Below are 25,821 nucleotides of genomic sequence, written 5' to 3'. Positions count from 1 at the left end.
AAAACACTATTACTAGGGTTCATTCTACTAAACTTTAGGAGCAGCCCGCAAGGCTGCTCTTCTATCTTTCGTCTACTGGAACGTATTTCTGTTCAACCATACCCGTATATTCTGCACGTGGACGAATAATGCGGTTATCTGTATATTGCTCCAGAATATGCGCAGTCCAACCTGAAGTCCGGCTAATTGCAAAAATAGGAGTGAACAGTTCACGATCTATGCCTAGCTGTGTATAAACAGAAGCCGAATAGAAATCAACATTCGGTCTTAATCCCTTTTGCCCGGTAATCAATTGTTCAATATTTACGGACATGTCGTAAAGGGTGGTGTCATTTTTCATCGTGCCAAGCTCCAGCGACATTTTCATCAAATGTTTGGCACGTGGATCACCATTCTTATATACTCGATGACCGAAGCCCATGATTTTCTCACGGTTATCCAGTTTCTTACGGATAAACGGTTCAACCGCTTCCAAACTTCCGATCTCCTCTAGCATCTTCATAACAGCTTCATTCGCCCCACCGTGAAGCGGGCCTTTGAGCGCACCAATAGCGGAGGTGACCCCAGAATAAATATCGGATAATGTCGCAACTGTAACCCGGCCAGCAAAAGTTGAAGCATTCAGCTCATGGTCCGCATGAAGAACAAGTGCGGTATCAAGTGCTTTGACAGATACGCTGTCCGGCTCTTTTCCCCACAGCATATACAGGAAGTTCTCAGCAATAGAAACGCCTTCTTTCGGAGCCACTGGTTCAAGCCCCTTACGAATACGCGACAGTGCCGCCACAATTGTTGGGAGTTGTGCCTGCAGTTTTACCGCCTTAATTTCGTTCGCTTCTCTGCTCATATCGTCAGCCGCTTCATCATAGAGAGCAAGGCTTGATACAGCCGACCGCAATGCTGCCATGGTGTTGGCGTCTTTTGGATAGAGCTTCATTTGCTCGATTACCTGTTCAGGAATCTGTGCGAAGGCACTAAGATCCCGCTTGAGCGCTTCCAGCTCTGGCACCGTCGGCAGACTGCCGAACCATAACAAATAAGCTGTTTCTTCGAAGGTAGCATGTTCTGCAAGTTCATCAATATCATAACCGCGGTAAGTGAGTACACCATCCACAATAGAACTAATGGATGAAGTTGTTGCAACGATACCTTCCAAGCCTTTGGTAGCTGTCATAGCATATCTCTCCTTTGCCAACAAGGTATAAAAACAATCTTAGTTCCATGAAAACATTTCCAATTCAAAGCATTAAAAAATCTAATAAGTGCGTGTAAGAACATTTCCGTCAGGAATGCTGTATGACCAACATGCTTCGTATCTTTATTCATCATACTGGATTTTGTCGGTTATGTGAACAATGTGGAAGCTTTGGAGCGCATCAAATGATTTTATCAGAGAGATAGAAAAAAACTTCTAATCCTCTGATTCAATTTTTTCATTTCAGTTTACAGATTCCGGCCCATTCTAATATTTATCCCGCATTCTAGTCTTTAAATCGATCCTATGAATATATATGAAGACGAGCTCTTATTCCCCTGTCTATGCAGGAATGAAGAAGGTGTGGTCTCGGTATGGATCGTTTGGTATTAAAAAGACTGCTGCGCGGCCTGTGGGTCGTTCTGGCAACTTCCATCCTCCTGCTCGCAATCTATTTATTACTTCCGCTGTTATACCCCCTGTTGCTCGCTTGGCTGCTCGCATATATCATGCATCCATTAGTACTTATTCTTAAAGGCTTTAAATTACCAAGCTGGCTTGCGGTATCACTTGCACTGCTATTTTATATAGGCGGAATCACACTAGTCTTAACCGCGATGATTACAAGACTCGTAAAAGAATTAATCGTCTTGCTGCAAACCTTTAATCTCCACACCGACCAATGGAAGGATCTTCTGATGTCCTTAAGCCAGAATGCAAGCATTCAGAACATCATCAACCAGATTAATCAATTCTACCGAGACAATCCTGACTATCATGCTACGATTGACAGCAACATCAGCAGAACAACGGAAACTGTAGGTTACGCAGTCACGCAAGTGGTCACGGGATTTTTTAATGTAATATTGAAACTGATCTCCGCACTTCCTAGTTTGGGTACGATTCTTATCGTGGTTGTCCTTGCTGCCTTCTTCATTAGTACGAGTTGGGAGCGTCATAATGATAAACTTACAGGCTGGCTGCCGACAGTATTCCTAAAGCCTGTGTCAGATATCTGGAGAGATTTACGCAGAGCGCTCTTCGGTTATCTACGCGCCCAGGTCATCCTCATCTCAATCACAGCGATCATTGTAGTAATCGGGCTGCTGCTGCTGGGTGTGAAGTCTGCATTTGCTATCGGCTTAATGATTGGCTTTGTGGATCTACTACCTTATCTCGGTGTGGGAATTGTGATGCTGCCTTGGGCGTTATATTCTTATATGACGGACAATCTGGCACTAGGGATAGGACTATCCATACTTTACGCTGTTATTCTTATTACCCGGCAGGTGCTTGAGCCGAAAGTGCTCGCCAGCAGCATAGGACTCGATCCCCTTGCCATGTTAATTGGCATGTTCGCCGGTCTGCAGTTGTTCGGTATGCTAGGGCTGATCATCGGCCCCGTTGTCCTAGTAGTCCTTGTTGCCTTTAACCGAGCGGGCGTATTCCGAGCTTTGCACAGCTACATTGTTAGCGGCAGATTAAGATAGGAACCGATAATCATCCATTCGTAAAACAGCAAACAGAGCGGTCCCTTCAGCAATGACAGGGTCCGCTCTGTTATTGTTGTAAAAAGTATACTACCGACGGTAAAAGGTGAAGGTGCCATTCTTCATCTTCTTCTCAATCCACTTCAGCAAAAATATACGGTACAAAGGCCGAGTCAATGGAAATACTAACGTGAAACCGACAATATCGGTTACGAAGCCCGGCAATATCAGTAGTAATCCTCCGAAAAAAATACATAAACCATCCAGCATCGTCCGACCAGGAACGCGGCCCTCCTGCATATGTGTTCTGCTGTCCTGCAGCACTTTCTTACCTTCAAATCGCATCATTAGTAGACCAATTACTGAAGTGGTCAGCATAAGCAGCAACGTTTTAAATGCTCCAAGTTGATCTGCTACGTAGATAAAACCGAATAATTCCACAGCAGGAATAATAAATAGTCCAGCCCATAACCATTTGCTTCTAATCATACTGAACCCCCTTCTTCCCGCAGCGCCTCTTTTATTGCGTGAAAGAGCTCTGGAAGGGCTCTATCCAGCCTAGCAGGCCTCCATTCCTGGTTCACCCAAACATGACTTGTCGTGCCGGTAACCAGCAGCTCCCCAGGTGGATCCATCGACCGCAACTCCCCTAGAGTAGCCAATAAATCTTCTGAATTTCCACCTTCTTCTTCCGAAAGCCTCCGCACTTGATACTCAAATACGACTCGTAACGCTGAGAAGGTAGTCATTCGCGCATACACGGAGATAAGATCATCATATCGCGCCGGACTTTTAAATTGCAAATCTGCTGAGGTGACAGGAAGTAAGACGCCTTGTTTCTCAAGTTCGCGATAAGTAAAACCAACCTGACGAAACATCTCCGTACGACCAGACTCAAACCAGTTCAAATAATTCGCATGATACACGACACCCATCTGATCACTTTCCTGATAGCGAACACGCAGGGTCGACTTATACCATCGGCTGGGCAAGCCAGCTCGTTCTAATTCCATCTATAAATACTCCTTTCAGCATAGCAGCAGGGAAGCGTTAAGCCTGGGCCCCGCCTGAAGATAGCGTCGTCGATAATTTGCGCCGAGAGTTTCTGGCAACATAGAACAGCAGCATTGCTCCTGCGATAGAGCTCAACATACAAGACAGATTCATTACTTCTACCCCGCCTTGATTGAGCAAGAATCCATTCAGTAAATTACCGACAATGCCAGAAAAACCTGCAAACACCATATTAAATACACTTTGGCCAGTGGCCTGCATTTCGTTAGACGTGATCTGAGATACATATTCGACTGCTGCAATATAAAAGAACCCAAATGAAAGACCATGCAGCACTTGCACTCCGATCATTACCGATGGATAAGGAAACGCAACCTGAATACCCCACCGTAAAACATAAATAAGGGCCCCAAGGAGCAAGGTCCGCTCACGACCCAACCTTTTAATCACCTTAGAAGCAAACAGCATGGAAGGCACATTCGTCACCGATGCGAGAAAGAGCGCAATCCCTGCATAGCGCGTAGACCCTCCAACCGATTGAAAAGCAATTACAAAGTATGTACCAAAAGCAGCCATCGTCTGGTTCACAAGAAAGCTGCCACCCAAAAACGCAAGGAAGACCCGATTCCCCAGCAGTTGTCTTACCCCCTGAGTAAACGATTGCCTCATCATATGATTCTCTTCCGCCTGCTTCGGCAATGTAAACGCAATAAGGACTGCAATCAGATTAAAAAAGAGAAAAGGTAGCCATATCGTGGATACAGAGAAGGTAGATACGTACACCCCTCCTGCATAAGCTCCTAGAGCCGCTCCAATGCTCATCATAAGCCGGATGCTACCGTAAGTGGCTCCGGCTCTATTCGCCGCCGAAATCGCGTAAGAATCGGCTATAGGAGCCTGTGTAGAGGAGAAGATCGTTGAGCACGTATACACCAGAAGAAGTACAATGAAATATTCCGAACGATAAAAGACGGCTAGTAAGGCCGGAACCGCCACACTTAGGATTAGTACTAAACGCGTCTGATTATACCGATCAGAGATAATCCCCCACATCGGCTGAATGGTGATTGCAACTAGCGTGCCTGTTGCCATTAGTATACCTATCTGTCCACTATTAAGTCCATTATGGACCAGCAGCAGCGAAAGATAAGAGCCAAATGAACCGCCGGCCAATCCTAAAAATAGATAAAAGCCGCGCAGCTTCGATAATTTTTCCATTTGTACTATGAGTCCTCCAACTTTATATTTTTATATTTTAACAGAACACCCGTACTTCATATGTAATCATCGCATTTAATATAGCAGTACTATAAAGGCGGTGGACAAGTTGAGCATAAAATATAACTCTCTCATGGTAAATCATCCTTGTCTAACAGACAAATCTAATGCGAGCAATAGACAAAGCTCTGCTTTTGGCTGGTCATCTAAGAACTGGAGTGGCTACACTGTTACTGGTAGAAAAGGTGCCTTCAATCGCATTTCCGGTGAATGGACCGTCCCATACGTAAAACCAACCCACAAATCCACCTATTCCTCCGCATGGATTGGCATCGACGGCTTCAAGAACAGTAACCTTATTCAGACGGGAACAGGTCATGAATTCGTAAATGGGATTGCCCGTTATTACGCCTGGTGGGAAATACTACCTGACGTCGAGACCGTAATCCCTTTTCCAGTATACCCCGGAGATCATATGAAGGGTACTATCACAAAAATAAGCCACACGAAGTGGTCTATCACACTCCGGAATTTAAGCCGAAATTGGACCTTCCGAACGCTTCAGCGATATACTGGTCCGCAGACCTCCGGCGAATGGATTATGGAGGCTCCTGAGGTCGATGGTTCCATCGCAAAGCTGGCCCGCGTTGGTACTACCTATTTCAACTGCTGCCGAATCAATGGAAAACGACCTAGGTTAACTCTTTCTAATGGAGGGATCATGGTCCAGAATAACACCACTGTTGCGGTTCCTTCCAGTCCAAGCCCTCGAGGGGACTCTTTTAGCGTCAAACGTATATACTAACAGCATAAATGGATTCAGCACAAAAAAAAGAGCTGCCTCGTTTGTAGATTTTCACTACATCTGAGACAGCTCTTCTATTTTGAGTAAAATCTACGAATCAGGCAAAGCACAGTCGAGTACTACTCGATTGTGCTTACTTTTACCAAGTTAGTGGAACCGGAACGTCCAAGTGGAATTCCTGCAGTAATCACAACTAGGTCGCCAGCTTGAACCAGACCGGAATCCTTACCACCTTGGATTGCTGTTTCAAGCAATTCATCTGTGGAAGTAGCTACTTTACCGAATACTGGCGTTACGCCCCAAACGAGGGACAATTGACGCATAGTTCTTTCTTGTGTCGTAACAGCAATGATTGGTGCTTTAGGACGGTATTTGGAAACAACGCGTGCAGTATGACCTGTAACAGTCGAAGAAAGAATAGCCTTAGCGTTCAGATCCAAAGCGGAAATTGCAACGGATTGGCTGATAGCTTCTGTAACTGTAGTTTCTTGTAAAGTTTGTTGTTTTGAGAAAATTTCACGGTGGTCCAGAGCGGACTCCGCTTTCTCAGCAATACGGGACATTGTAAGAACGGATTCTACTGGATATTTACCAGCAGCAGTTTCTCCGGAAAGCATGATTGCATCTGTTCCGTCGAAAATAGCGTTTGCTACGTCACTTGCTTCAGCGCGAGTAGGACGTGGGTTACGTTGCATAGAATCCAGCATTTGTGTAGCTGTGATTACTGGTTTGCCAGCAACGTTACATTTTTGAATCATCAATTTTTGAGCCAAAGGTACATCTTCAGCTGGAATTTCAACACCAAGGTCACCACGAGCAACCATCAGGCCATCGGAAGCTTCTAAAATTTCATCAAGGTTGTCAACACCTTGTTGGTTTTCGATTTTGGAAATGATTTGAATGTGAGAAGCGTTGTTTTTCGAAAGCAGCTCACGAATTTCCTGAACGTCGCTAGCTTTGCGAACGAAGGAAGCGGCGATAAAATCGATGTCCTGTTCGATACCAAAAAGAATATCGTTGGTGTCTTTTTCCGTAATACCCGGCAAGGAGATGTTTACTCCTGGTACGTTAACGCCCTTCTTGCTCTTGATCGTACCACCGTTTACAATACGGGTCTTGATTTCAGTTCCTTGAATGTCGACAACTGTCAAACCAATCAGACCGTCATCAATAAGGATGGTGGAGCCTACTTGAACATCATTAGGAAGCTCGCTGTACGTGATGGAAATACGTTCTTGGGTGCCAAGGATTTCTTCCGTAGTTAGTGTCAGGTACTCGTCCTGAACTAGTTCAATCGGTTCTACTTCCAACTTGCCTGTGCGAATCTCCGGTCCTTTTGTATCGAGCAGGATAGCAACAGTTTTGTTCAGTTCCTTAGATGCTTGACGGATCGTTTTAATCCGAGCACCATGCTCTTCAAAATCGCCGTGGGAGAAATTCAAACGGGCCACATTCATACCAGCCAAAATCAATTTTTTGATATTCTCCAACGATTCACTCGCAGGTCCGATCGTACATACAATTTTACTTTTCCGCATTAGGTTTTCCTCCGTTTTTTCGTTCTCTCTGTCTCACTTTTTCCAACTACAAAATCTACTACAAGGCTAACTAATTAAATAGGAACTTTGTCACATGTGCCTTTAACTACGCCCTTATGAATATTACTGCAACTTAGACACAAAATCAATGTTGTAGGCTCTTTTAGATGTAATTTGAGCTCGAATTATCTGAACGCACAAAAAAAATTAAAATAATCCCGGCATTGCGTCGAGATTATTTTAATTCCAATAAAATGTATAATTTACACTTAATTCAATATGGTCCACTAAGTATGGTTATATGTCTTAAAGTGCAAATGGAAAGGCACTATTCACACTTCAGATTCCACTTCTTCTTCAAGGAAAATCTGCTCCTGCTGGACTTCAGCAAACTCACCAATTTTACGGAATTTACGATAACGATCTTCTTTCAATTCCGCTCTGTCCAGAGGAATTAGCTCCTGCAAGTGACGCCATAATGCATCCTTAATTGCAGCTGCCGTAGCTTCGTAATCACGATGTGCGCCGCCTTTTGGCTCAGGAACAATCTCTTCGATGACTTCCATTTCAAGCAGATCAGATGCCGTTATCTTCATAGCTTCTGCCGCTTGATCAGCCTTCGAAGCATCCTTCCATAGAATTGATGCAGCACCGTTAGGAGATATCGCTGAATAAATGGCATGTTCCAGCATAAGCACTCTATTACCAACTGCCAGTGCTAATGCGCCCCCACTTCCGCCTTCACCGATAACCACACAGATTACAGGAACACCAAACTGAGACATCTCGCGTAAATTACGGGCAATTGCTTCGGATTGTCCTCTTTCCTCAGCTGTATTGCCTGGATATGCACCTTTCGTATCTACAAAGGTTATAATGGGACGATTGAACTTGTCCGCTTGCTGCATCAGACGCAGTGACTTACGGAAGCCCTCAGGGTGTGCACTGCCGAAAAAGCGTAAAATATTCTCCTTCGTATCTTTACCGCGCTGCTGGCCAATGACCGTAACCGGGACGCCGTTAAGTTTAGCGATACCGCCTACAATTGCAAGATCATCCCCAAACATTCGATCCCCGTGAAGCTCGATAAAATCTGTGAAGATCTGCCCCATAAGATCAAGAGAAGTCGGACGTCCTTGATGTCTAGCTAGATGCATTTTTTGGGAAGGCGAGATATTAGAATAAACTTCCTCCTCAAGCACACGGTACCGTTCTTCCAGTCTTGCTACCTCATCCGTAAAATCAATACTTTTCTCTTCGCCAAACTGCTTTAGCTCGGCAATTTTCTTGCGCATTTCAACCAGAGGCATTTCAAAAGGCAACTCTCCTGCCAACCTAAAATCCCCCTTTCACATCATGCAATTCCAAAATTTTGGTCAGTGTGGCGCGCATTTCTTTACGGTGCACAACCATATCAATCAAGCCATGCTGCAGATTAAATTCAGCCGTCTGGAAATCATCCGGAAGCTTTTGGCGAATTGTCTGTTCAATGACTATACGTCCTGCGAAACCGAATACCGCCCCAGGCTCAGCAATAATAATATCGCCAAGACTAGCAAAACTCGCAGATACCCCGCCAGTTGTCGGATCCGTAATTATAGAAATATAAAGGCCGCCCACTTCGTTGAAACGAGCAAGCGCTGCACTGGTCTTCGCCATTTGCATAAGACTTAGAATACTCTCCTGCATTCTCGCTCCGCCAGAAGTAGAGAAAATAAGGAGTGGAAGCTGCTTCTCCGTGGCTTCTTCAATCGCCCGGGTAATCTTCTCACCAACTACAGATCCCATACTGCCAGAGAAAAATTCGAAATTCATCACAGCTACGATCACTGGATGTCCGCCAATAGATCCCTGACCCGTAATCACGGCATCAGTTTGTCCCGATTTTAGTTGCTGTTGCTCCAGTTTAGAGGCATAACCCGGGAATTTCAGCGGATCTATAGAATACATTTCACTATCAAACTCAATAAAGCCCTCTGGGTCTAACGTCATAGCAATACGCTCTACGGCGTTCAAGCGCAAATGATGACCACAAGTAGGACATACTTTTAGATTCTTTTCCAATTCCTTGCTATACTGGATCGTTCCGCATTTATTACATTTACTCATTAATCCTTCTGGAATTTCCCGTTTGGGGCGTTCGCCTTCTGCAGGCACGCCGCTTCGCTCCAGACGTTCTGAAGGAATAGTCGCGTACTTCCGTTTCTTCTGAAATAAATCTTTGAACACACCCGCACCTCTTCAGCCGTTTATTTGCGTTATGCAGCTTGCCGCTGTCATGACTTTTCTCTTGATAGAAATTCAGGGATGCAGAATAAGATTAAGGACTTCCTGTACTTCCTCCAGTTCACCCGAAGGAACCAATATCTCAAACTGCTGCTTGGACATATTGATTGGACGGCATTTTACTAAAAAACCTTCTTCAGTCAGCTTACTCTTAATCATATCCGCCACTTTGGCGGTCGGCGCGATATATATTACCGTCCACATGCCTTGCAAGGCCTCCCCAATCTTAATTCCCAGCCGTATCCCGTATAATGGAATTATGATAACACAGTTTACTTTTTTCCCGCAACAGGCGTAGGGCAAAGGAAGCAAGACTGAGGAACTCGTTCAAACGAAATGAATCGGGTCATTTATTCCGTATCCGTGACCAGAGGATATACTTTTGCCCCTTCCTGCCGATGAGCGATTCTAGCAGAAGCAGCTGCAGCGATACCCGCTACTAAGTCATCCAAGAACACGTGAATCCTCCCCTTATCATCGTTCAATTCACCAATGATTCCAAGCTTTATTTTGTCCAAGTACCCAAATCCTGTAAGTCCGATCATCCCATATACCCCTGTGATGCCAAGGGCTAGAGTCTCGTCCGCTCCATAAAGTGATTCATCCGCTTCCATTACTGCCTGGAGCGGCTGCGGAAGCAGTCTTTTCTCTGCCAGCTCATCAAGTGCGATCCCCGTCATTAACGTGTACTGCACTTCTCTTTTTCCCAATACAGATTTCACACTGGAAAGGCATTCTTCCTTGGATAAACCGGGATAATAGACCGATTGTAAAATATATACGATTTCAGCAATGGAAGAAAGTGTTACGCCTCTACGTTCCAACAGATCAACTGCCATTTGATAGGACATGATGTGATTCCCCTTTCCGCCCAGGGATTCGCCCTGTGGTTTCCTAATGTATGCGGAAAAGGGTGGAATTGTTCTTATTTTATTCTTACGGTACCTGCCCCCAGCATAGACTCGATAGCCGCGAATAGCTCCTCGGTAGGCTTAATCCGATAATTATCGCTAAGAGCCAGGAGCTTCTGATCCCGTTCGTAGAACAGAATCGTCGCTACTGGGCCTGGATGATTCTGCAGCAGCTCCTTCAGGCGCGACAGCTGCGCAGCATTCTCGGCGGCCGGCGTGATCTTGATAAAGACACGCTGGCCTGAGCCCGGCGCTGGCGCAGCGGCCGGTGCAGGTGTTGCAGGCGCAGCTGCGCCGCCTGCAGGTCTGCCAGCGGGGCCAGTGGCGGCCCCGCTAGCCCGCGAAGCAGGAGCCGCGCCACGCGGCTGCGCTCCTGCTGAGGCCGAGCGTCCCGCGCTATACGGGCGGGACGCGGCGGCACTACGGCGCTGCAGCAGGCCGCGGAGTGTCTCCGCGGATAGCAGCGCCACTTCCTCGGCCAGCAGCTTGAAGCCTTCGTCCTCCTGCTGCACCTTGGCGCGCAAGGCCAGCAGCGCGCCCTTGGCAATCAAGCTGCGGCTTCGCTTCCACACTTCGGGAAAGAGCACGACTTCGCAGCGCTCGATCTGATCTTCCCATTCGATGAAGGCCATCGATTTTCCTTGCTTCGTCGTAATTTCCTTAACGGATACGACCATGCCGGCCGTAACCGTCTGGCTCTCATCTGCGGCTTCACCGAGATCCATCAGCCGCTGTATGCCCGGCTCCTCAAGCAGCTCAACACTATCGTCGAGCGGATGACCTGATAGATACAACCCCAGCAGCTCACGTTCCATCTCCAGCTGCTGTCCTACTGTGAACTTAGGGATATCCGGATAGCGAATCTCCCAATTCGGCGTCTCCACCAAATCGTCGAACAACTGAATTTGCAGTTCATCCCGCTCCTTGCGCCATTTCGTCGCGGCGTCAACGGTCTCGTCCAGCATAGCCAGCAGCTGGGCCCTATGACCCGGCAGACAGTCAAAGGCTCCTGCCTGCAGCAAAGACTCCACTACCCGCTTGTTGCAGACCCGCAGATCCACACGTCGACAGAAATCGAGCAGGCTGTCGAACGGCCGCTCCTTGCGCACCGACATAATATTCTCCACTGCTAGCGTGCCGACGTTCTTAATCGCTGCGAGCCCAAAGCGGATATGCCCTGTTCCCGTTTTCTCTCCTGGAACAGGGGTAAACAGTACGCCGCTCTCATTCACATCCGGCGGTAATACGCCGATGCCCGTCCGGCGGCAGTCCAGTACATATTCCGCCACCTTACGGTGGGTTCCCATCACAGCGGTCAGCATAGATGCCATAAACTGTACCGGATAATGCGCCTTAAGATAAGCCGTCTGAAAAGCCAGCACACCATAAGCCGCCGCATGCGCACGCGGGAAGCCGTAATCGGCAAACCGTACGATCATATCATAAACAGCATTCGCATCCGTTTCGTTATATCCTTGCTGCAAGCTCCCCTGTACAAAATGGCTGCGTTCCTTATCCAACGTCTCGCGCTTCTTCTTAGAAACCGCTCGACGGAGCAGATCCGCTTCACCAAGCGAGAATCCAGCCATAAGCGAAGCAATCTGCATGATCTGTTCCTGATACACAATTATCCCATAGGTATCCGCTAATATAGATTTCAAATCAGGATGCGGATACTCTACTTCGATCTGACCGTGCTTACCTGCTATATATTTCGGGATAAACTCCATCGGACCCGGACGATATAGCGCTAGAACGGATACGATATCTTCAAAGCCATTTGGCTTCAAATCCTTAAGCACACGTCTTACACCCGCCGACTCCAACTGAAAGACCCCAGTCGTCTCACCAGCACCTAGCATTTCATAGGTGAGCGGATCATGATCTGGTATGATTTTAAAATCTGGAACATTGCCACTCATTTCTTTAATCGAATTCATACAGCGTTCGATAATCGACAAAGTACGCAGGCCCAGAAAATCCATCTTCAGCAGCCCAACACTTTCCAAATGCTCCATAGAGTACTGAGTTAACGCTGTACTTTCGTTGCCCTCTTGAAGGGGTACAGCATCAGTTAACGGACCTTTGGAAATAACAACCCCGGCAGCATGTGTCGAAGCATGACGAGGCATACCTTCCACTTTCATTGCCATATCCAGCAAACCTTTGATCTTCGGATTACTATCATACAGCGCTTTAAGGTCTGGAGTAGTCTCTAGTGCTCTAGCAAGGCTGATACCTAGTTGTCCTGGGATGAGCTTGGCAGCCTTATCTACCTCGTTATAAGGTAAATTCAGTACCCTGCCCACATCACGAACTGCAGCCCGTGCAGCCATGGTTCCGAACGTAATGATCTGTGCCACATGTTCTTTGCCGTATTTCTCCACCACATAAGCAATAACCTCATCACGACGCTCATCACTAAAATCGATATCAATATCCGGCATCGTGATCCGTTCTGGATTTAAGAAACGTTCAAAGAGCAAGTTATACTTAAGCGGATCTACATCCGTGATTCGTAGGGAATAAGCGGTAAGACTCCCCGCGGAAGAACCCCGGCCCGGACCAGTAGCAATCCCCTGACGATGACAATAAGCGATAAAATCCCACACAATTAGAAAATAATCACTAAAACCCATATTCTCGATGACGCCAAGCTCATAGGCAAGACGCTTCTCAGCGGTTTCTCTTTGCTCAGTTGATGCCCAAAGCGGTGTGTCTATATACCGTTCTTCAAGCCCTTTAAAGCACAACTCTCGCAAATATGCAGCGGAGTCCTTACCTTCTGGAATTGGTGAATAGGCAGGCAGAATATGTTGACCGAAGGTAAGCTCCAAATTACATTTTTCTGCGATCAATAGCGTGTTACTGATAGCTTCAGGCACATGCGGGAACAACGCCGCCATCTGATCACTGCTTTTGAGAAACAGCTGATCTGTTCCGATCTTGAGCCGTTCCTCATCATCCACAGTTTTACCTGTTCCAATACAGATCAGAACATCCTGTACCTCTGCATCTTCCTTGGCCAAATAATGGACGTCATTCGTAGCTACAAGTGGGATCTCACAGGCCTTGGCAAGTGCGATCAGCTTCGGATTTACTCGCTTTTGCTCGGAAATTCCGTGATCTTGAAGCTCCAGGTAGAAGTCTTCGCCAAAAATCTCCTTATATCGCAGCGCAGCTTTTCGAGCCTCGTCATCTCTTCCATGCAACAAATGCTGCGGCACTTCGCCGCCAAGACAGGCACTGAGGCATATGATCCCCTCCGAATGAGCGGCCAAAACCTCCATATCAATACGAGGTTTATAGTGATGACCTTCCAGATGACCGATAGAGATCAGCTTCATCAGGTTCTTGTAGCCGGTTTCATTCTTGACGAGCAGAATCAGGTGATAAATCGGTTGATCTTTACGACTGCCTCGCTCACGGCGAGAGCCCGCGGTTAAATAAGCTTCACAGCCGATAATCGGCTTGATTCCATTCTCTTTACACGCTTTATAAAAGGGGATCGCCCCATACATCACTCCATGATCCGTAAGCGCCAGCGACTTCATGCCGTATTCGCCGGCCCGGCGCACGAGATCGGTAATGCGCGCCGCCCCGTCCAGTAAACTGTATTCGCTGTGCACATGCAAATGCACGAAAGGGCTCATCATCCCACTTCCTTCCTACTACATAAATCAAACATAAATAGTTGTTCAACAAGTCCGCTTTTGATCACGAAGTAACCCAAGAAGCTTACTCGACATCGAAGATTGAATTCAGGCGAAACTTCCGGTGCTCACGTAGCTTCCACTACGCTCCACTCCTCATTTTCTACCTTCTTTCAATCTTCTCGGTGCTGAAAACCGTACTTTTTGAACTCGCACTATAAGATGAAACTATTTTATCATATTAAAGGGGGACCCGCCCATAGAATGGATTAAGAGCACATGGACAGGCAACGTTTTGATGCCTCGTCCGGGAAGGGGCCTTTATGAGCATATTTATGAGCAAAGCCATCCTCGATTTCTTTATCGCCTTCGGCATCGTACTTGGCGGAGCTATGGTGGGCGGAATCGGCGCCGTAGTATCCCTGCAACCACCGACGCAAACGATGCTAGATGTAGCAGACCGGATTAAAATATGGGCACTTGCCGCCGCTGTAGGGGGTACTATGGACCCTTTACGGGTCATTGAAAGCAATGTGATTGGAGGTAACCTCTCCCCCGCCATCAAGCAAATCATGTATATTGCCTTCGCTTTTCTCGGAGCTCATATGGGCAGCGAGCTAGTAAAATGGGTGTGCGGCAGGGGGTAACGCCAGTGAGAGTTCCACCATTCAGTCGTTTTCGTAGATTCACCCAAATTTCCGCTATATTCATGCTGGGGATCGTCGTAGGAGCTGTCATATACAATGCTATATACCATGTTGGATTTAACGTGTTATGGCTGAATAATGCAGACCTGCGTGCACAGATCGAGCAATATCAAGAGGATATTAAAACACTCAAAAAATACAATAATACCTCTACGGTAATCAGAGAAATCAAAATTCGATCAGAGGAAAGCAAAGCCCAAGCAGAAGGCTCACCCTCAGTTGACCCCGTAACTTTAAAATTAATACTTAGTGAAATACGATCAGATCTGGAGCCGATGCGTGGCCGCAGCATGTTCGATATTGACACAGACAGTAAACTGGTTAGACTGCTGCTGGATGGAAAACTTTACATTGTGCGGGATAAAGAATACTCTGTCAAAATCCGGACGATGCTCGTCATGGAAGGTGTTCTGCAAATCTGGGTGGAAATCAGTCCTTTTAAGCGCAACTAACAACAATCGTGTGATACAATAATGGACAGACCAAAGTGGAAATTACTTCAAGGCTTTTGCATGACATGATAAAGGAGCTGGCTGTCCATGGTTTTATTTATCAAATACTTATTGTTTGTCCTGCTGGTGATCTTTGTAATCGGTGCCGCAGTGTTCAGCTTATCCTCCCGCCGTGCCTTAAACCCTCAAGATAAGGGGCTAAAACGCTCCGTCATGAATGTGATGCTGGGCGCAATGCTCGTAACGCTCTCTCTGATTTCCATGTTTCTGTTTCGCGGCTCCACCGTTAATATCATTGTTGAAGCTGCCTTTCTTCTGATAGGTGTGTTTAACATCTTCTCAGGACTACGCAGCTATAGTTATTACAGCCGTAGTCGCAACCAAGAACAACATCAGTCGAAAGCCTAGACTATCCCTCTGATAGGATTACAAGAATAAAATAGACTACCCTCACTATCATCGTTGAGGGCAGTCTATTTAGCATGTTTATGATTCATTATCTATTAGCCGTGATCAATGGATTGCAGCATCAGGACAGCTTTCGCTACCAGGGTATCCGAATAGCTGATCTCTATTTCAAGCTTACATGTACGGCGACTAATTTCGAGCAGTCTCGGCATTACAATAATCGCGTGTTCGATCTGTACCGGCCGGATAAAATAGGTGGACATATTATCTAATACATAGTCATTTCCTGTAATATCCTTAGCTGCCTTAAACGCAGAGAGCGTCATTAGCGTAGACAATACACCTTCAGAAATGGTACCAAGGTCTGTGGCCATCTGAGGCGTAATAAAGCCGTGAAAAAACAATCGTCCCTCTTCATCCCGCTCATCCGCAAAACCGTTCCAGATGAGATGATCGAAGGTCTCCCCAAGCTGTGGAGTGTTACGGACATCTCGCAGACTTTGCAGCACTTCTTTACGGGTTAGGGAGCCCACCAATTTGCGGTTACGGTCTACAATGGGGAGAAAATCGACACCTTCCCACATCATGATCTGCGCAGCTGAAGCTAGTGAGGTATGCAGCGCAGCGGTAACCGGACTCCGAACCATAGCCTTTTCAATACTTTGCCCTTCTGCCAGGTCCTCTACTTCGCGTCGGCCGATAATCCCAATCACTCGGTTCCATTCATCTGTAACGGGAAAACGTTGCTCTCCAGTTTCCTCAGAAATCTGTCGTAGCTCACCTACAGTGCTTGAAATTTTTAACGTAATCATACGCGGTTTGCTGTCGACAATATCTTCTACCAGCATAATTTTTTTCTTAATCAATCTATCAAAAATCGCTCGGTTAATCATTGATGCCACGGTAAACGTGTCATGTCTTGATGAAATGATGGGGAGATCCAGTTCGTCGGCTAATGCCTTCACTTCACGACTCGTCCCGAAACCACCTGTAACCAGAACTCCGGCACCCTGCTCTAGCGCCAAGGAGTGAACATCATCGCGGTTACCCACAATAAGCAGACTGTCTGCGTCTATATAACGAATCATCGCGTCGACCTTCATCGCACCGATTACATATTTATGTAGATGTTTACTCAGTCCGCTAGCCCCACCGAGAACATGACCTTCCACAATATCAACCACGTCACCAAACGTCAGCTGTTCAGAAATGTTACGAGGCTTCTTTTCTACACGTACTGTACCAATCCGTTCCTTCGTAATGACAATTCCAAGATTCTCAGCTTCCTTAACGGCACGATAAGCCGTTCCCTCACTGACCAACATTTCTTTTGCAAGCTTACGAACAGATATTTTGGAGCCTACCTTAAGACTTTCAATATGCTGCAGCAGTTGCTCGTGTTTAGTAATTGCATCGCCTTGACCTTCCAACTGTTACACCCCCGTACTCCGATCTGTACTATACTGTACTCATTATACACGGAGAGAATGGCACAGTACAACCGATTCATAAGCATCGAATTCGAATTTAATTGCCCGTTATTTAGCAACCTTTTCCTCTTTTTTATAGTCTGAGAGTTAAAGAAAGAGGAAAGGAGCATTGTGGATATGAACAAGACCACGTTAATAATATTTACCATTACTTTGCTTTTCATAGGACTGATCGGCTGTGGAAATACGAGAACCGAAGTAAAACAATCAAGCCAAATAGAGCTGGATGCACAAAATATAGTTTCTATTAACTTAATAGAAGAAGACCAACCGGTGACGACTATTTCTGAAGCATCATCCTTGGAACATTTCGTTCAAGCCATAACTGCTGCTGAATATGATAAAGCACAACTAGATATTGCTCCAAGCGATTACAGAACCACCGTAAACATGAAGGACGGTATAAGTTATGAGTTCTCTTTTTGGATCGTCGGAAGCAACAGTGGGTTACTCATTAAATCGGGCCAAATGGGTCACTATCGCCTGTCAGATATCAGCAAAAAAGATCTGTTGGACTTGTTTCAAGCGGCTTTTGAAAAAGATAAGAATTCTCCAGAAGACACTGCTAAAGCACAGCCCCCTAGCGTCCAAGTTACTGTTGGCGGTGAACAGTTTGATCTCATTCAAGGCTCTTATTGCTGGAACGACAATGGCAAAGGCGTCTGTGTAGATATGGCTTCTTACGATCAATTGGTTTCCAAACAGAAGGTACATCCCAAAGCCACCAGCCGAGATCAGGTAGAACTCAAATTCTCATCTGCACCCACGGAGTTAGAGGTTGTGGCTTCATTTCCTGGTGAGGAACGTCCGGACGAAGCTCTTTCCGTAGAAAATAACAGTTTTCAACTCGCAGCAGGTAGCGGAAAACATCTGTATATAATCCAAGCAAGATGGCCTCAGGGGAGCGCCAGTTATGTATTTGAAGTAGAATGCTCTGTCAGTAAAGAGTAACCCGTTTTTTAGACAAACGGGGTAGTGGGTAGGCGAATAGAGAATAGTCCCTTAAGAAAAAAGGAAAAATATGTTATGATGGATAGGTGAAAGGGGATGACTTTATGCAATTTCTTTTTATACTCGCGATTCTCGTTCCTGCGGTGTGGTACTACGCGGCTCTAGGTAAACGGATATCTGCAGAAGAAAAGAAAGCTGGAAAAGATCTCTCGGATGAGATCAATCCTTTTACAGGTGCAAGATAACTTTAATCCCCCTGCTTTGCGGGGCAATTTTAAAGCCCACTGGCTTAAGCTAGTGGGCTTTTCTGTGAATCTAGGGGATTTATACCCCTCTTTCAGCTAATTCTGCGCTTCTCACGGGAATTTAGGGGATTTATACCCCTCTTTCAGCTAATTCGGCGCTTTTCACGATAATCTAGGGGATTTATACCCTTCTTTTCGCCAATTCGGTGCTTTTCACGGCAATCTAGGGGATTTATACCCTTCTTTTCGCCATTTCAGCGCTTTTGTCGGGAATCTAGGGGATTTATACCCCTCTTTTTGCTAATTCTGCGCTTCTCACGGGAATCTAGGGGATTTATACCCCTCTTTCAGCTAATTCGGCGCTTTTCACGATAATCTAGGGGATTTATACCCCTCTTTTCGCCAATTCGGTGCTTTTCACGGGAATCTAGGGGATTTATACCCCTCTTTCTGCTAATTCGGCGCTTTTCACGGGAATTTAGGGGATTTATACCCCCCTTTTAGCTAATTCAGCACTTTTCACGGGAATATCAAATCAAGTTACTTAAGGAAGCTACCCCAATTCTATGATCTTTGTGTAACTCTAGTTTCTTCTTTCCATTTGGACTGCCATTGCTCCAATTTTGCTTTTCGCACAGCTTCCAAACGCTTGGTCTTCTCCTCATCAACACCGATAATAAAATGCAGATGTGCCGCAATGACCATAAAGGCAAAAAGTGACCAGACCACCCCAAAACCAAATACCCAGCTAGGCCCATTCGCAAGCGATAACTTCGGCAGAGCATACAAAAGCATGGCCAACGCCAGCAACAGATAGACACCATGTTTAAACTTGTTTCTTTTTCTCATTACTAACAGCTCCTCGTAGACAAGATATTCGATTGAATCTATATCTCTACTCTATGAACATGAAGCCCGTAATATGAGACAAGTCCATAAAAATATACTTCTACTCAAAAAATTATATAAAATAGTATGCATTTATGTAGCTAGCAAAGCTTATATATGAGATGATTATTTCATTTAGGGGGCGATTTAGAATTGAATGCAACTTATACTCATACCGAATACATAATTCGAAAAAAGGTATTTTCGATCATGGGTGCGAAACTTCATATTTATGATAACGCCGAGCAGCTTGTACTCTATTCACAAATGAAAGCATTCAAGTTGAAAGAGGATATTGCACTGTACACGGATGAGTCTATGCAAAAGGAGCTTCTGCGTATAAAAGCCCGCAATGCCATCGACTTTAGTGCTGTTTATGATGTACATGATTCGGAGACTGGCGAACACGTTGGTGCTCTTCGGCGTAAGGGACTCAAATCGATTTTGAAAGATGAATGGACGATTCTCGATCATCATGATCAGGAAATCGGAAAAATCAAGGAAGATAGCACCGCGATGGCTATACTCCGCCGCTTCATCTCTATTATCCCTCAAAAATATAATATCGAGATGAATGATACAACGATCCCGACTTTCAAACAAAATTTTAATCCATTCGTTACTAAAATCATCGCTGACTTCTCTGAGGATCCCAAGGGAATGCTTGATCGCCGCCTAGGTTTGGCTGCTGGTATTCTTCTCTGCGCAATCGAAGGAAAACAAGATTAGCGAGTTTACTCATGTGCTAGTCACAAGAATAAATAGGGTGTTCCCAATGCCAACCGGCTTCGGGAACACCCTATTTAGATTGCACTGATCAAACTTTTCAGGTGAATACCCGCTTACTAAAAGCGTTTATTCGCCATACAATTGCGACAAGCTCTCGGTAATGATCTTGTTTACATCCTCAATTACAACACTCAGACGGCGTTCTGCATCGAACAGACGGCGAATCCCAAGATTCATGTTAAGCACCTCGAATAATTTCTCCATCTTCTCCATTTCTTCCTGTGGAGGCATATCTCCGCTCATCATCCGTTGTTGAAGCTCCAATTGACCATTGCGGAAGTTGTCGAGCATTGCCTTGGCTTCAGGATCTGTTTCTACCAGTTTCATCGCGTTGGTGATATCCGCTACCTCAGTGCTTTCTTTAATGGCTTTCGCCAGTTCATGTGCTTTGTCGTGAATACTCATTATGATTCCTCCTAAAAGTTTTGTAAGTCACTACTTCTCGATTCGTCTTCGTACAAAACTCACTTCGAAAGCGTTACTTAAGTTTTGTTAGCGTTCGCTTCCTAGAGTTACTTCGTACAAAACTCACTTCGGAAGCACTGCTTAAGTTTCCAAATATTGATTCATCCCATGCTTGTTTCGCTTCTTGGGTCAGACTTATGAAATGATGCGGCAAGGTTTTTAAAGAGTAGGTCAATCACCAAGGGTCATATGTCTCCATATGATGAATGATATGTAACCCTTAGCTACCAAATTGCCGGCATCATGCTGCCTACCGGAAGGAGATCCACGATGTCCCAATTCAAGATCCCGGTCCATACGGTCCACACGGGCATCCTGCAGGAAAACGCTATAATGCTTGGCGAACGATCCATGAAAAGACTCAAAATCCCGGCTCACGGAACGCTCCAGCTGGCTTTCGGCTCTTTCCGGCAGGAGGTTACCATTATCCCGGCTCCCAAATCCGAAAGCCTGCGTGTAAGCGAAGGACTGGCGCGGCGGACCGGATGGAAACATCGGCAAACCCTCAACGCCTCATACAGCTCCGTAAGTCGTACCTTGCGACTTGGACCGTTGATCGGTGTACTCGTCAGCCGTGACCATCCAGATAATCTCGACAGGCTGTTTGGACCCATTACCATGTTCTGTCGAGAATTAACAAATGCCTGCCACTCACAAGGCGCCTATGTATATTTCTTTACCCCGGAAGCGCTGGAAACAAGCAGCTCTTCCATCCAGGGCTGGGTATACAACGAGGGTTGGAGGAAAATGAGTCTGCCCATAGCCGATGTAATCAACAATCGGCTAACGACGCGAAAGGTGGAGAATAAACCTAGCGTACAGCATTTTTTGGCGGATGTAAAATCACGGTATGGAACGCATTTCTTCAACGAAAAATTTCTTGACAAGACAGAAGTATTTGAAGCTTTAGCGCAAGACCCTTCATTGAAGCGGTATTTACCGGAATCGCATGCTTTAAACGGTTTTGCCATTGTAAAGAAGATGTGCAGCCAATATCCAAGTGTGTTTCTAAAGCCTGTACGAGGCAGTCTCGGCAAAGGCATTCTCCGAATCTCCAAAGATGAAGGCGGAGGATACCGTTTGTTATCTACTACCTCAATAGGTACACGCAAGCAAAGCTACCCGACTTTAGCTAAACTGTACCAGTCCATTGCTCCCAAGATGAAGACAACGCGCTACCAGATTCAACAAGGATTACCTTTGATGGAGCTCGGTAAGCGTCCTGTAGATTTCCGAGCACTTGTACAGAAGAATGGTACCGGAAAATGGGGCGTTACCTCCATTGTCGCTCGCACCGCTGGTAGCAATCATTTCGTCTCCAATCTAGCAAGAGGTGGCAGTCTCAGTACTGTCCGTGAAGCCGTTAGCAAGAGCAGCCTTCCTCCAGGTACCAAGGATAGCGTACAGCTTCAGCTTCCAAGAGCAGCACTTGCCATTGCAAGAGGAGTAGAAACCTTTATCCCTGCTCATTTCGGAGAGCTCGGAATCGATCTGGCACTGGATCAATCCGGACGAATATGGCTCTTGGAGGTTAATTCCAAACCTTCCAAGAACGATAATACACCGCTAAACGATCAAAAAATCAGACCGTCCGTCAAGCAAATGATTCTGTATTGCCGCTATTTGGCCGGTTTATAAGGAGGACACAATGACTGAAACAGCTATGGGGTTCCTCGGCATTATGACGGGCCGTCGCCATGGGAATCCTCCGATTGCCGAGCCAGAATTTTGCAGTCATTTATGCCGTGCAGCTCCGCGATACAACCTTAAAGTCCTCGTTTTTCATCCGGACGGAGTAGCGGCAGACGGGTCATCTATAACCGGTTATACATGGAAAGACGGAAGCTGGCACAATACGACCTCTACACCACCAGATATCATTTATAATCGTTGTTTTTACAATAGTCCGAAAGAAAGAAAAGAAGCCTCGTCTGCACTCTCTTTCCTTCACCGCTCACTACCTTGGTCAAGAGGTTTACCTGATAAATGGGGCGTATACGAGATCTTGAAGCGCAACCGAAGAGCCGCTATTTTACTGCCGGAAACTGTTCTCTATACCGGTACACGCAAGTTAAGCAATATGCTCGCTGAAAGAGAATACGGGGTCTTCCTAAAACCCAAAGCAGGCTCTCATGGCAAACGTACATTGCATGCCATACTGCAGAACAGACGCTCTGGAGGAGGCATAAGAGTACGAGGGCGTGATGGGACAAATACACCCTTTCAATATGTATTCAGCTCGCAGGATGAAGGACTGAACTGGATTCATGAATTTATCGGCACACGCCGCTATATTATACAGCCTTATCTGCACCTAACTAATCGTAAGGGGCAACCGTTCGATGTGCGTGTATTGATGCAAAAGAATGGCCTCGGTCGCTGGGATCTTACTGGCATGGCCGTTCGGCTGGGTAATCATGGTTCACTGACTTCGAACCTGCATGGCGGTGGAACTGCGGTTCCTCCTTTGCCCTTTTTGCTTGCAGAATATGGTCAGGACGGAAAAGACATCATGCAGGAGCTTGCTGCAGAAGCTGCATACTTGCCTCCTCTTCTGGAGGCCGCATGCGGTAGGCTTGGAGAACTCGGCCTAGATTTCGGTATTGATTCGAGCGGTCGGATTCATTTACTTGAAGCAAATTCCAAGCCAGGGCGCACGGTATTCCGGCTGACGGGCGACCGCCGGGCTGCTAAGCTCGCCGCCGAGAATCCACTGTCTTATGCGCGCCATCTGCTACTCACACAGCGACGGATACCATCCCTATCTACGGACAGCTCCGTTATAAACGGGAGAATGATAACAATGGTTCCTAAGGAGGATTCATAAATGAGTCTCACTTTTTGCAATGTGCATTTTACTAAGCAGCCCCAAAGAGTTGTATATGTATCAGGTGCACTGATGAAAAGCTTGAAATTAACCGGGAAGAAGAACATTCGCCTTAGACTCGGTAAAGATGCCATCCCGACCATGATCAAGCCCATCAAGCGCGCCGGAAATCATCTATTCCTCGCCACTGGTGTAAAGAGTGCTATCAAGGTTCCGAAATCTGGTGGTATCTATTTACGCAATCTGCAAAACGACGAGGTACAGCTTGGACCTTTGGTCGGTGTTTTGACCGATGGACCAGCATCTTCAAATCAACCCTTCGGTTCTCGCACTGGCTTTATAAAGCAATTACTGCGGGAAGGCAGTAACAAATGTTATATATTTGCCTTTATGCCGCGTGATATCAACTGGCAACAGGAGCAGGTCTATGGTTATTTCTTAACCGCAGGCGGCAAATTCGAACGTAAAATGGTTCCTCTGCCTGATGTCGTCTACAATCGGCTCCCCAGTCGGAGAGCGGAGACTTCACCTTATATCAACCAGCTTCGCGAACGCTTTATGCGCAAGAAAATCCCTTACTTCAACTGGAGCTTTTTCAATAAGTCCGATATTTATCGGTTGCTAGAGAATGACGGAGCTGCAAACCGTTACGTACCTGAGACACACAGCAATCCCTCCTCCGAAAAAATGAGAGAAATGCTGGATCACCACCATTTTGTATATTACAAACCTTCCGCAGGCAGCCTGGGTCACGGGATTTACCGACTTACCTATCTGCCGAAAAAAGGATATTTTGCCCGCTACCGCAAAGGTGGAAAAAACGTACTTCTGCGCTTCACTACCTTTGAAAGCCTCATGCGTATGCTTCGGTCACGACACGGTCAAGGCCTGCAAAATTATATCGTCCAACAAGGAATACGTTTGATTGAAATTGATGGCTGCCCCATTGACTTCCGATTCCATATGCATAAAAACGGCAGTAATCAATGGATCGTAGTCGGTATAGGCGCTAAGAAAGCCGGCCGGGGCAGTGTCACCACTCACCTCAAAAACGGGGGGGCATTGCTTACACCTGGGCAGGCGCTCGGGCGTGTATTCGGCAGCCGAGCAGATGAAGTATTACAGCGTGCGAAGAGTACAGCCATTAAGCTGGCAGAATCCTTAGAAATCCAGCATCGTCATTTGCTCGGTGAAATTGGCTTTGATCTCGGCATTGATCAGGATGAAGACATCTGGATGTTCGAGGCCAACGCCAAACCAGGACGTTCCATCTTCCGTCATCCTTCCCTGCGCGCTGAGGGCAAAGCTTCCATCGAGCACATTCTGGAGCATTGTCTATACCTCAGCAAATTCCGCAGGAGGGATGAGATGTGAACACCCATATTCCGGATGAAACAAAACCCGTTATTGCCATACTGACAACCAGCGATAAAGTAAGGCACTTTAATGGCAACCGTAATAATTTCCGGGACATCATTCGCACAGGCAAGGAACTGGGATTTCTTGTCTACGTCGTCACTGTCCGTGACTTGAAGCTCGAGGAACGGATGGTGAACGGTTATGTCCCATCATCCAGCGGAAGAATATGGTACAGCATTCCGGTACCTCTTCCACAAATCATATATAACCGAATTCCTACCCGTGAGGATGAGGAAAAACCTGCTGTCGTACGCAAAATAGCTCAATGCCTGGAACATCCAGGCATTAAGCTATATAATCCATATTTTTTCAATAAATGGAGTCTATTTGAATGGTTGAAAGGCTCGTATGCTACCTCGAAGCATGTTCCAAAAACCAGACGTTTACGCAGTGCAAACACGCTTATTGCCATGCTAAATAATCATACCAGTCTCTACCTAAAACCTGAGAATGGCAAAGCAGGTAAAGGAATTATGCGTTTAAAATACCGTGCAGATACCACATTACCCTATCGGCTGCAAATTCAAAGCGGCAAAAAAAATGTGACCTACAAAGCTGCCTCAGTAGAACGCCTCTGGGCACGGATAGGCAAAGAAAAGGGGAACTCGCGCTACATCGTACAGCAAGCTATTGAACTAGCGACTCACCGAGGACGACCATTTGATCTACGTGTACTTCTGCAGAAAAACGGCAGAGGCGGCTGGGCAATGACTGGCATAGGTGCGCGTCTAGCTGGTGCCCGCAGCATCACTACGCATGTACCTCGTGGCGGAAGTATCGAGGAGCCCTCCACCATGCTGGAAAGCACATTTGGAACCGAAAGAGCAGCCTCAATCTTAAAAAGTGTACCTACAACTGCTCTGTTAATTGCCAGACAAATTGAAAGAGCCTCTGATTCTATGCTCGGGGAGATGTCGATGGATCTCGGTGTCGATGAGAACGGTGGACTCTGGTTCTTTGAAGCAAACTCTCGGCCGATGAAATTTGATGAGCCTGCGATTCGCAAGCTTTCTTTGGAGCGAATCTTTCAATATGGCCAGCACTTAGCACGCCATATCAAGTAGAATTCA

General features: G+C 46.2%; 25 protein-coding genes. 12 read left to right on the top strand and 13 right to left on the bottom strand.

All coding sequences use genetic code 11. The annotated features are described in order from the left end of the window. Positions 1–61: 61 nt before the first annotated feature. Positions 62–1,174, bottom strand: coding sequence for a citrate/2-methylcitrate synthase (locus tag MKY19_RS09005; RefSeq protein ID WP_042186527.1), 1,113 nt, complete (start codon positions 1,172–1,174; stop codon positions 62–64). 395 nt (positions 1,175–1,569) lie between these two features. Here MKY19_RS09005 and ytvI point away from each other — a divergent pair, with 395 nt between their 5' ends. Next, positions 1,570–2,685 (top strand): sporulation integral membrane protein YtvI, encoded by a 1,116-nt coding sequence (ytvI, locus tag MKY19_RS09000; RefSeq protein WP_042186525.1) that lies wholly within the window; start codon positions 1,570–1,572, stop codon positions 2,683–2,685. A gap of 90 nt (positions 2,686–2,775) precedes the next feature. On the opposite strand, the gene MKY19_RS08995 is transcribed toward ytvI, so the two are convergent. The 3 genes from MKY19_RS08995 to MKY19_RS08985 are packed head-to-tail and all read right to left on the bottom strand — an operon-like array spanning position 2,776 to position 4,917. Next, positions 2,776–3,174: an FxsA family protein gene (locus MKY19_RS08995; RefSeq protein ID WP_042186523.1), complete on the bottom strand. Its 399-nt coding sequence runs from the start codon at positions 3,172–3,174 to the stop codon at positions 2,776–2,778. Continuing rightward, positions 3,171–3,698 (bottom strand): thioesterase family protein, encoded by a 528-nt coding sequence (locus tag MKY19_RS08990; RefSeq protein WP_042186522.1) that lies wholly within the window; start codon positions 3,696–3,698, stop codon positions 3,171–3,173. Before MKY19_RS08990 ends, MKY19_RS08995 begins: the two co-directional genes overlap by 4 nt. Positions 3,699–3,735: 37 nt before the next feature. After that, positions 3,736–4,917, bottom strand: coding sequence for an MFS transporter (locus tag MKY19_RS08985; protein ID WP_042186520.1), 1,182 nt, complete (start codon positions 4,915–4,917; stop codon positions 3,736–3,738). Between the two features lie 133 nt (positions 4,918–5,050). Between MKY19_RS08985 and MKY19_RS08980 the strand changes: the two genes are divergently transcribed. Beyond that, the gene (locus tag MKY19_RS08980; RefSeq protein WP_339802081.1) at positions 5,051–5,722 is read left to right on the top strand and encodes a G1 family glutamic endopeptidase; all 672 of its coding nucleotides are present in this window, start codon (positions 5,051–5,053) and stop codon (positions 5,720–5,722) included. 119 nt (positions 5,723–5,841) lie between these two features. Here the strand turns inward: MKY19_RS08980 and pyk are convergent, their stop codons facing one another. From pyk to MKY19_RS08950, 6 genes are all read right to left on the bottom strand, one after another. Continuing rightward, positions 5,842–7,260 (bottom strand): pyruvate kinase, encoded by a 1,419-nt coding sequence (gene pyk / locus MKY19_RS08975; protein ID WP_042186514.1) that lies wholly within the window; start codon positions 7,258–7,260, stop codon positions 5,842–5,844. A gap of 332 nt (positions 7,261–7,592) precedes the next feature. After that, positions 7,593–8,594, bottom strand: a complete 1,002-nt coding sequence (locus MKY19_RS08970; RefSeq protein WP_042186511.1) for an acetyl-CoA carboxylase carboxyltransferase subunit alpha — start codon at positions 8,592–8,594, stop codon at positions 7,593–7,595. A 1-nt stretch (position 8,595) separates the two neighbouring features. Further along, positions 8,596–9,489 (bottom strand): acetyl-CoA carboxylase, carboxyltransferase subunit beta, encoded by an 894-nt coding sequence (gene accD, locus MKY19_RS08965; protein ID WP_042186509.1) that lies wholly within the window; start codon positions 9,487–9,489, stop codon positions 8,596–8,598. A gap of 72 nt (positions 9,490–9,561) precedes the next feature. Next, positions 9,562–9,750 (bottom strand): hypothetical protein, encoded by a 189-nt coding sequence (locus tag MKY19_RS08960; RefSeq protein WP_042125966.1) that lies wholly within the window; start codon positions 9,748–9,750, stop codon positions 9,562–9,564. A 146-nt stretch (positions 9,751–9,896) separates the two neighbouring features. Next, complete coding sequence (locus MKY19_RS08955) at positions 9,897–10,397, bottom strand: phosphatidylglycerophosphatase A (RefSeq protein WP_076300905.1); 501 nt, start codon at positions 10,395–10,397, stop codon at positions 9,897–9,899. Between the two features lie 74 nt (positions 10,398–10,471). After that, on the bottom strand, positions 10,472–14,110 hold the full coding sequence (locus MKY19_RS08950) for a DNA polymerase III subunit alpha (protein ID WP_339804241.1): 3,639 nt from the start codon (positions 14,108–14,110) through the stop codon (positions 10,472–10,474). A 323-nt stretch (positions 14,111–14,433) separates the two neighbouring features. Between MKY19_RS08950 and MKY19_RS08945 the strand changes: the two genes are divergently transcribed. The 3 genes from MKY19_RS08945 to MKY19_RS08935 all read left to right on the top strand — a co-directional run bounded on the left by MKY19_RS08945 (position 14,434) and on the right by MKY19_RS08935 (position 15,677). Next, the gene (locus MKY19_RS08945) at positions 14,434–14,757 is read left to right on the top strand and encodes a YtrH family sporulation protein (RefSeq protein WP_042186502.1); all 324 of its coding nucleotides are present in this window, start codon (positions 14,434–14,436) and stop codon (positions 14,755–14,757) included. Between the two features lie 5 nt (positions 14,758–14,762). Beyond that, the gene (locus MKY19_RS08940) at positions 14,763–15,269 is read left to right on the top strand and encodes a hypothetical protein (protein ID WP_283911060.1); all 507 of its coding nucleotides are present in this window, start codon (positions 14,763–14,765) and stop codon (positions 15,267–15,269) included. 87 nt (positions 15,270–15,356) lie between these two features. Next, entirely contained in the window at positions 15,357–15,677 is a 321-nt protein-coding gene (locus MKY19_RS08935) for a YtpI family protein (protein WP_339802075.1), read from the top strand. A gap of 95 nt (positions 15,678–15,772) precedes the next feature. Here MKY19_RS08935 and MKY19_RS08930 read toward each other — a convergent pair whose 3' ends face one another. Beyond that, positions 15,773–17,107, bottom strand: a complete 1,335-nt coding sequence (locus tag MKY19_RS08930) for a DRTGG domain-containing protein (RefSeq protein WP_076283325.1) — start codon at positions 17,105–17,107, stop codon at positions 15,773–15,775. Positions 17,108–17,284: 177 nt separating this feature from the next. Here MKY19_RS08930 and MKY19_RS08925 point away from each other — a divergent pair, with 177 nt between their 5' ends. Together MKY19_RS08925 and MKY19_RS08920 are read left to right on the top strand one after the other, a co-directional pair. Further along, complete coding sequence (locus MKY19_RS08925) at positions 17,285–18,118, top strand: hypothetical protein (RefSeq protein ID WP_339802071.1); 834 nt, start codon at positions 17,285–17,287, stop codon at positions 18,116–18,118. Positions 18,119–18,222: 104 nt separating this feature from the next. After that, positions 18,223–18,363, top strand: a complete 141-nt coding sequence (locus MKY19_RS08920; RefSeq protein WP_179085720.1) for a hypothetical protein — start codon at positions 18,223–18,225, stop codon at positions 18,361–18,363. Between the two features lie 564 nt (positions 18,364–18,927). Here MKY19_RS08920 and MKY19_RS08915 read toward each other — a convergent pair. Continuing rightward, positions 18,928–19,212 carry a hypothetical protein gene (locus MKY19_RS08915; RefSeq protein ID WP_042186490.1) on the bottom strand — a complete coding sequence of 95 codons (285 nt, stop codon included), beginning with the start codon at positions 19,210–19,212 and terminating at the stop codon, positions 18,928–18,930. A gap of 192 nt (positions 19,213–19,404) precedes the next feature. Between MKY19_RS08915 and MKY19_RS08910 the strand changes: the two genes are divergently transcribed. After that, on the top strand, positions 19,405–19,980 hold the full coding sequence (locus MKY19_RS08910; RefSeq protein WP_042186488.1) for a hypothetical protein: 576 nt from the start codon (positions 19,405–19,407) through the stop codon (positions 19,978–19,980). A 126-nt stretch (positions 19,981–20,106) separates the two neighbouring features. Here the strand turns inward: MKY19_RS08910 and MKY19_RS08905 are convergent, their stop codons facing one another. Continuing rightward, positions 20,107–20,445: a YlbF family regulator gene (locus tag MKY19_RS08905; protein ID WP_042186485.1), complete on the bottom strand. Its 339-nt coding sequence runs from the start codon at positions 20,443–20,445 to the stop codon at positions 20,107–20,109. A 330-nt stretch (positions 20,446–20,775) separates the two neighbouring features. On the opposite strand from MKY19_RS08905, the gene MKY19_RS08900 reads away from it, so the two are divergent. The 4 genes from MKY19_RS08900 to MKY19_RS08885 are packed head-to-tail and all read left to right on the top strand — an operon-like array spanning position 20,776 to position 25,815. Continuing rightward, positions 20,776–22,143 (top strand): YheC/YheD family protein, encoded by a 1,368-nt coding sequence (locus MKY19_RS08900; protein ID WP_339802068.1) that lies wholly within the window; start codon positions 20,776–20,778, stop codon positions 22,141–22,143. Positions 22,144–22,153: 10 nt separating this feature from the next. Further along, positions 22,154–23,332: a YheC/YheD family protein gene (locus tag MKY19_RS08895; protein ID WP_052404216.1), complete on the top strand. Its 1,179-nt coding sequence runs from the start codon at positions 22,154–22,156 to the stop codon at positions 23,330–23,332. Further along, positions 23,333–24,706 carry a YheC/YheD family protein gene (locus MKY19_RS08890; protein ID WP_042186478.1) on the top strand — a complete coding sequence of 458 codons (1,374 nt, stop codon included), beginning with the start codon at positions 23,333–23,335 and terminating at the stop codon, positions 24,704–24,706. It begins immediately after the preceding gene. Beyond that, positions 24,703–25,815, top strand: a complete 1,113-nt coding sequence (locus tag MKY19_RS08885) for a YheC/YheD family protein (protein ID WP_339269949.1) — start codon at positions 24,703–24,705, stop codon at positions 25,813–25,815. Before MKY19_RS08890 ends, MKY19_RS08885 begins: the two co-directional genes overlap by 4 nt. The last annotated feature ends 6 nt before the right edge of the window (positions 25,816–25,821 follow it).

This window comes from Paenibacillus sp. FSL R5-0744 (assembly GCF_037972555.1).
Classification (GTDB): domain Bacteria; phylum Bacillota; class Bacilli; order Paenibacillales; family Paenibacillaceae; genus Paenibacillus_AQ.
This window is presented reverse-complemented; position numbering and strand designations above follow the sequence as displayed.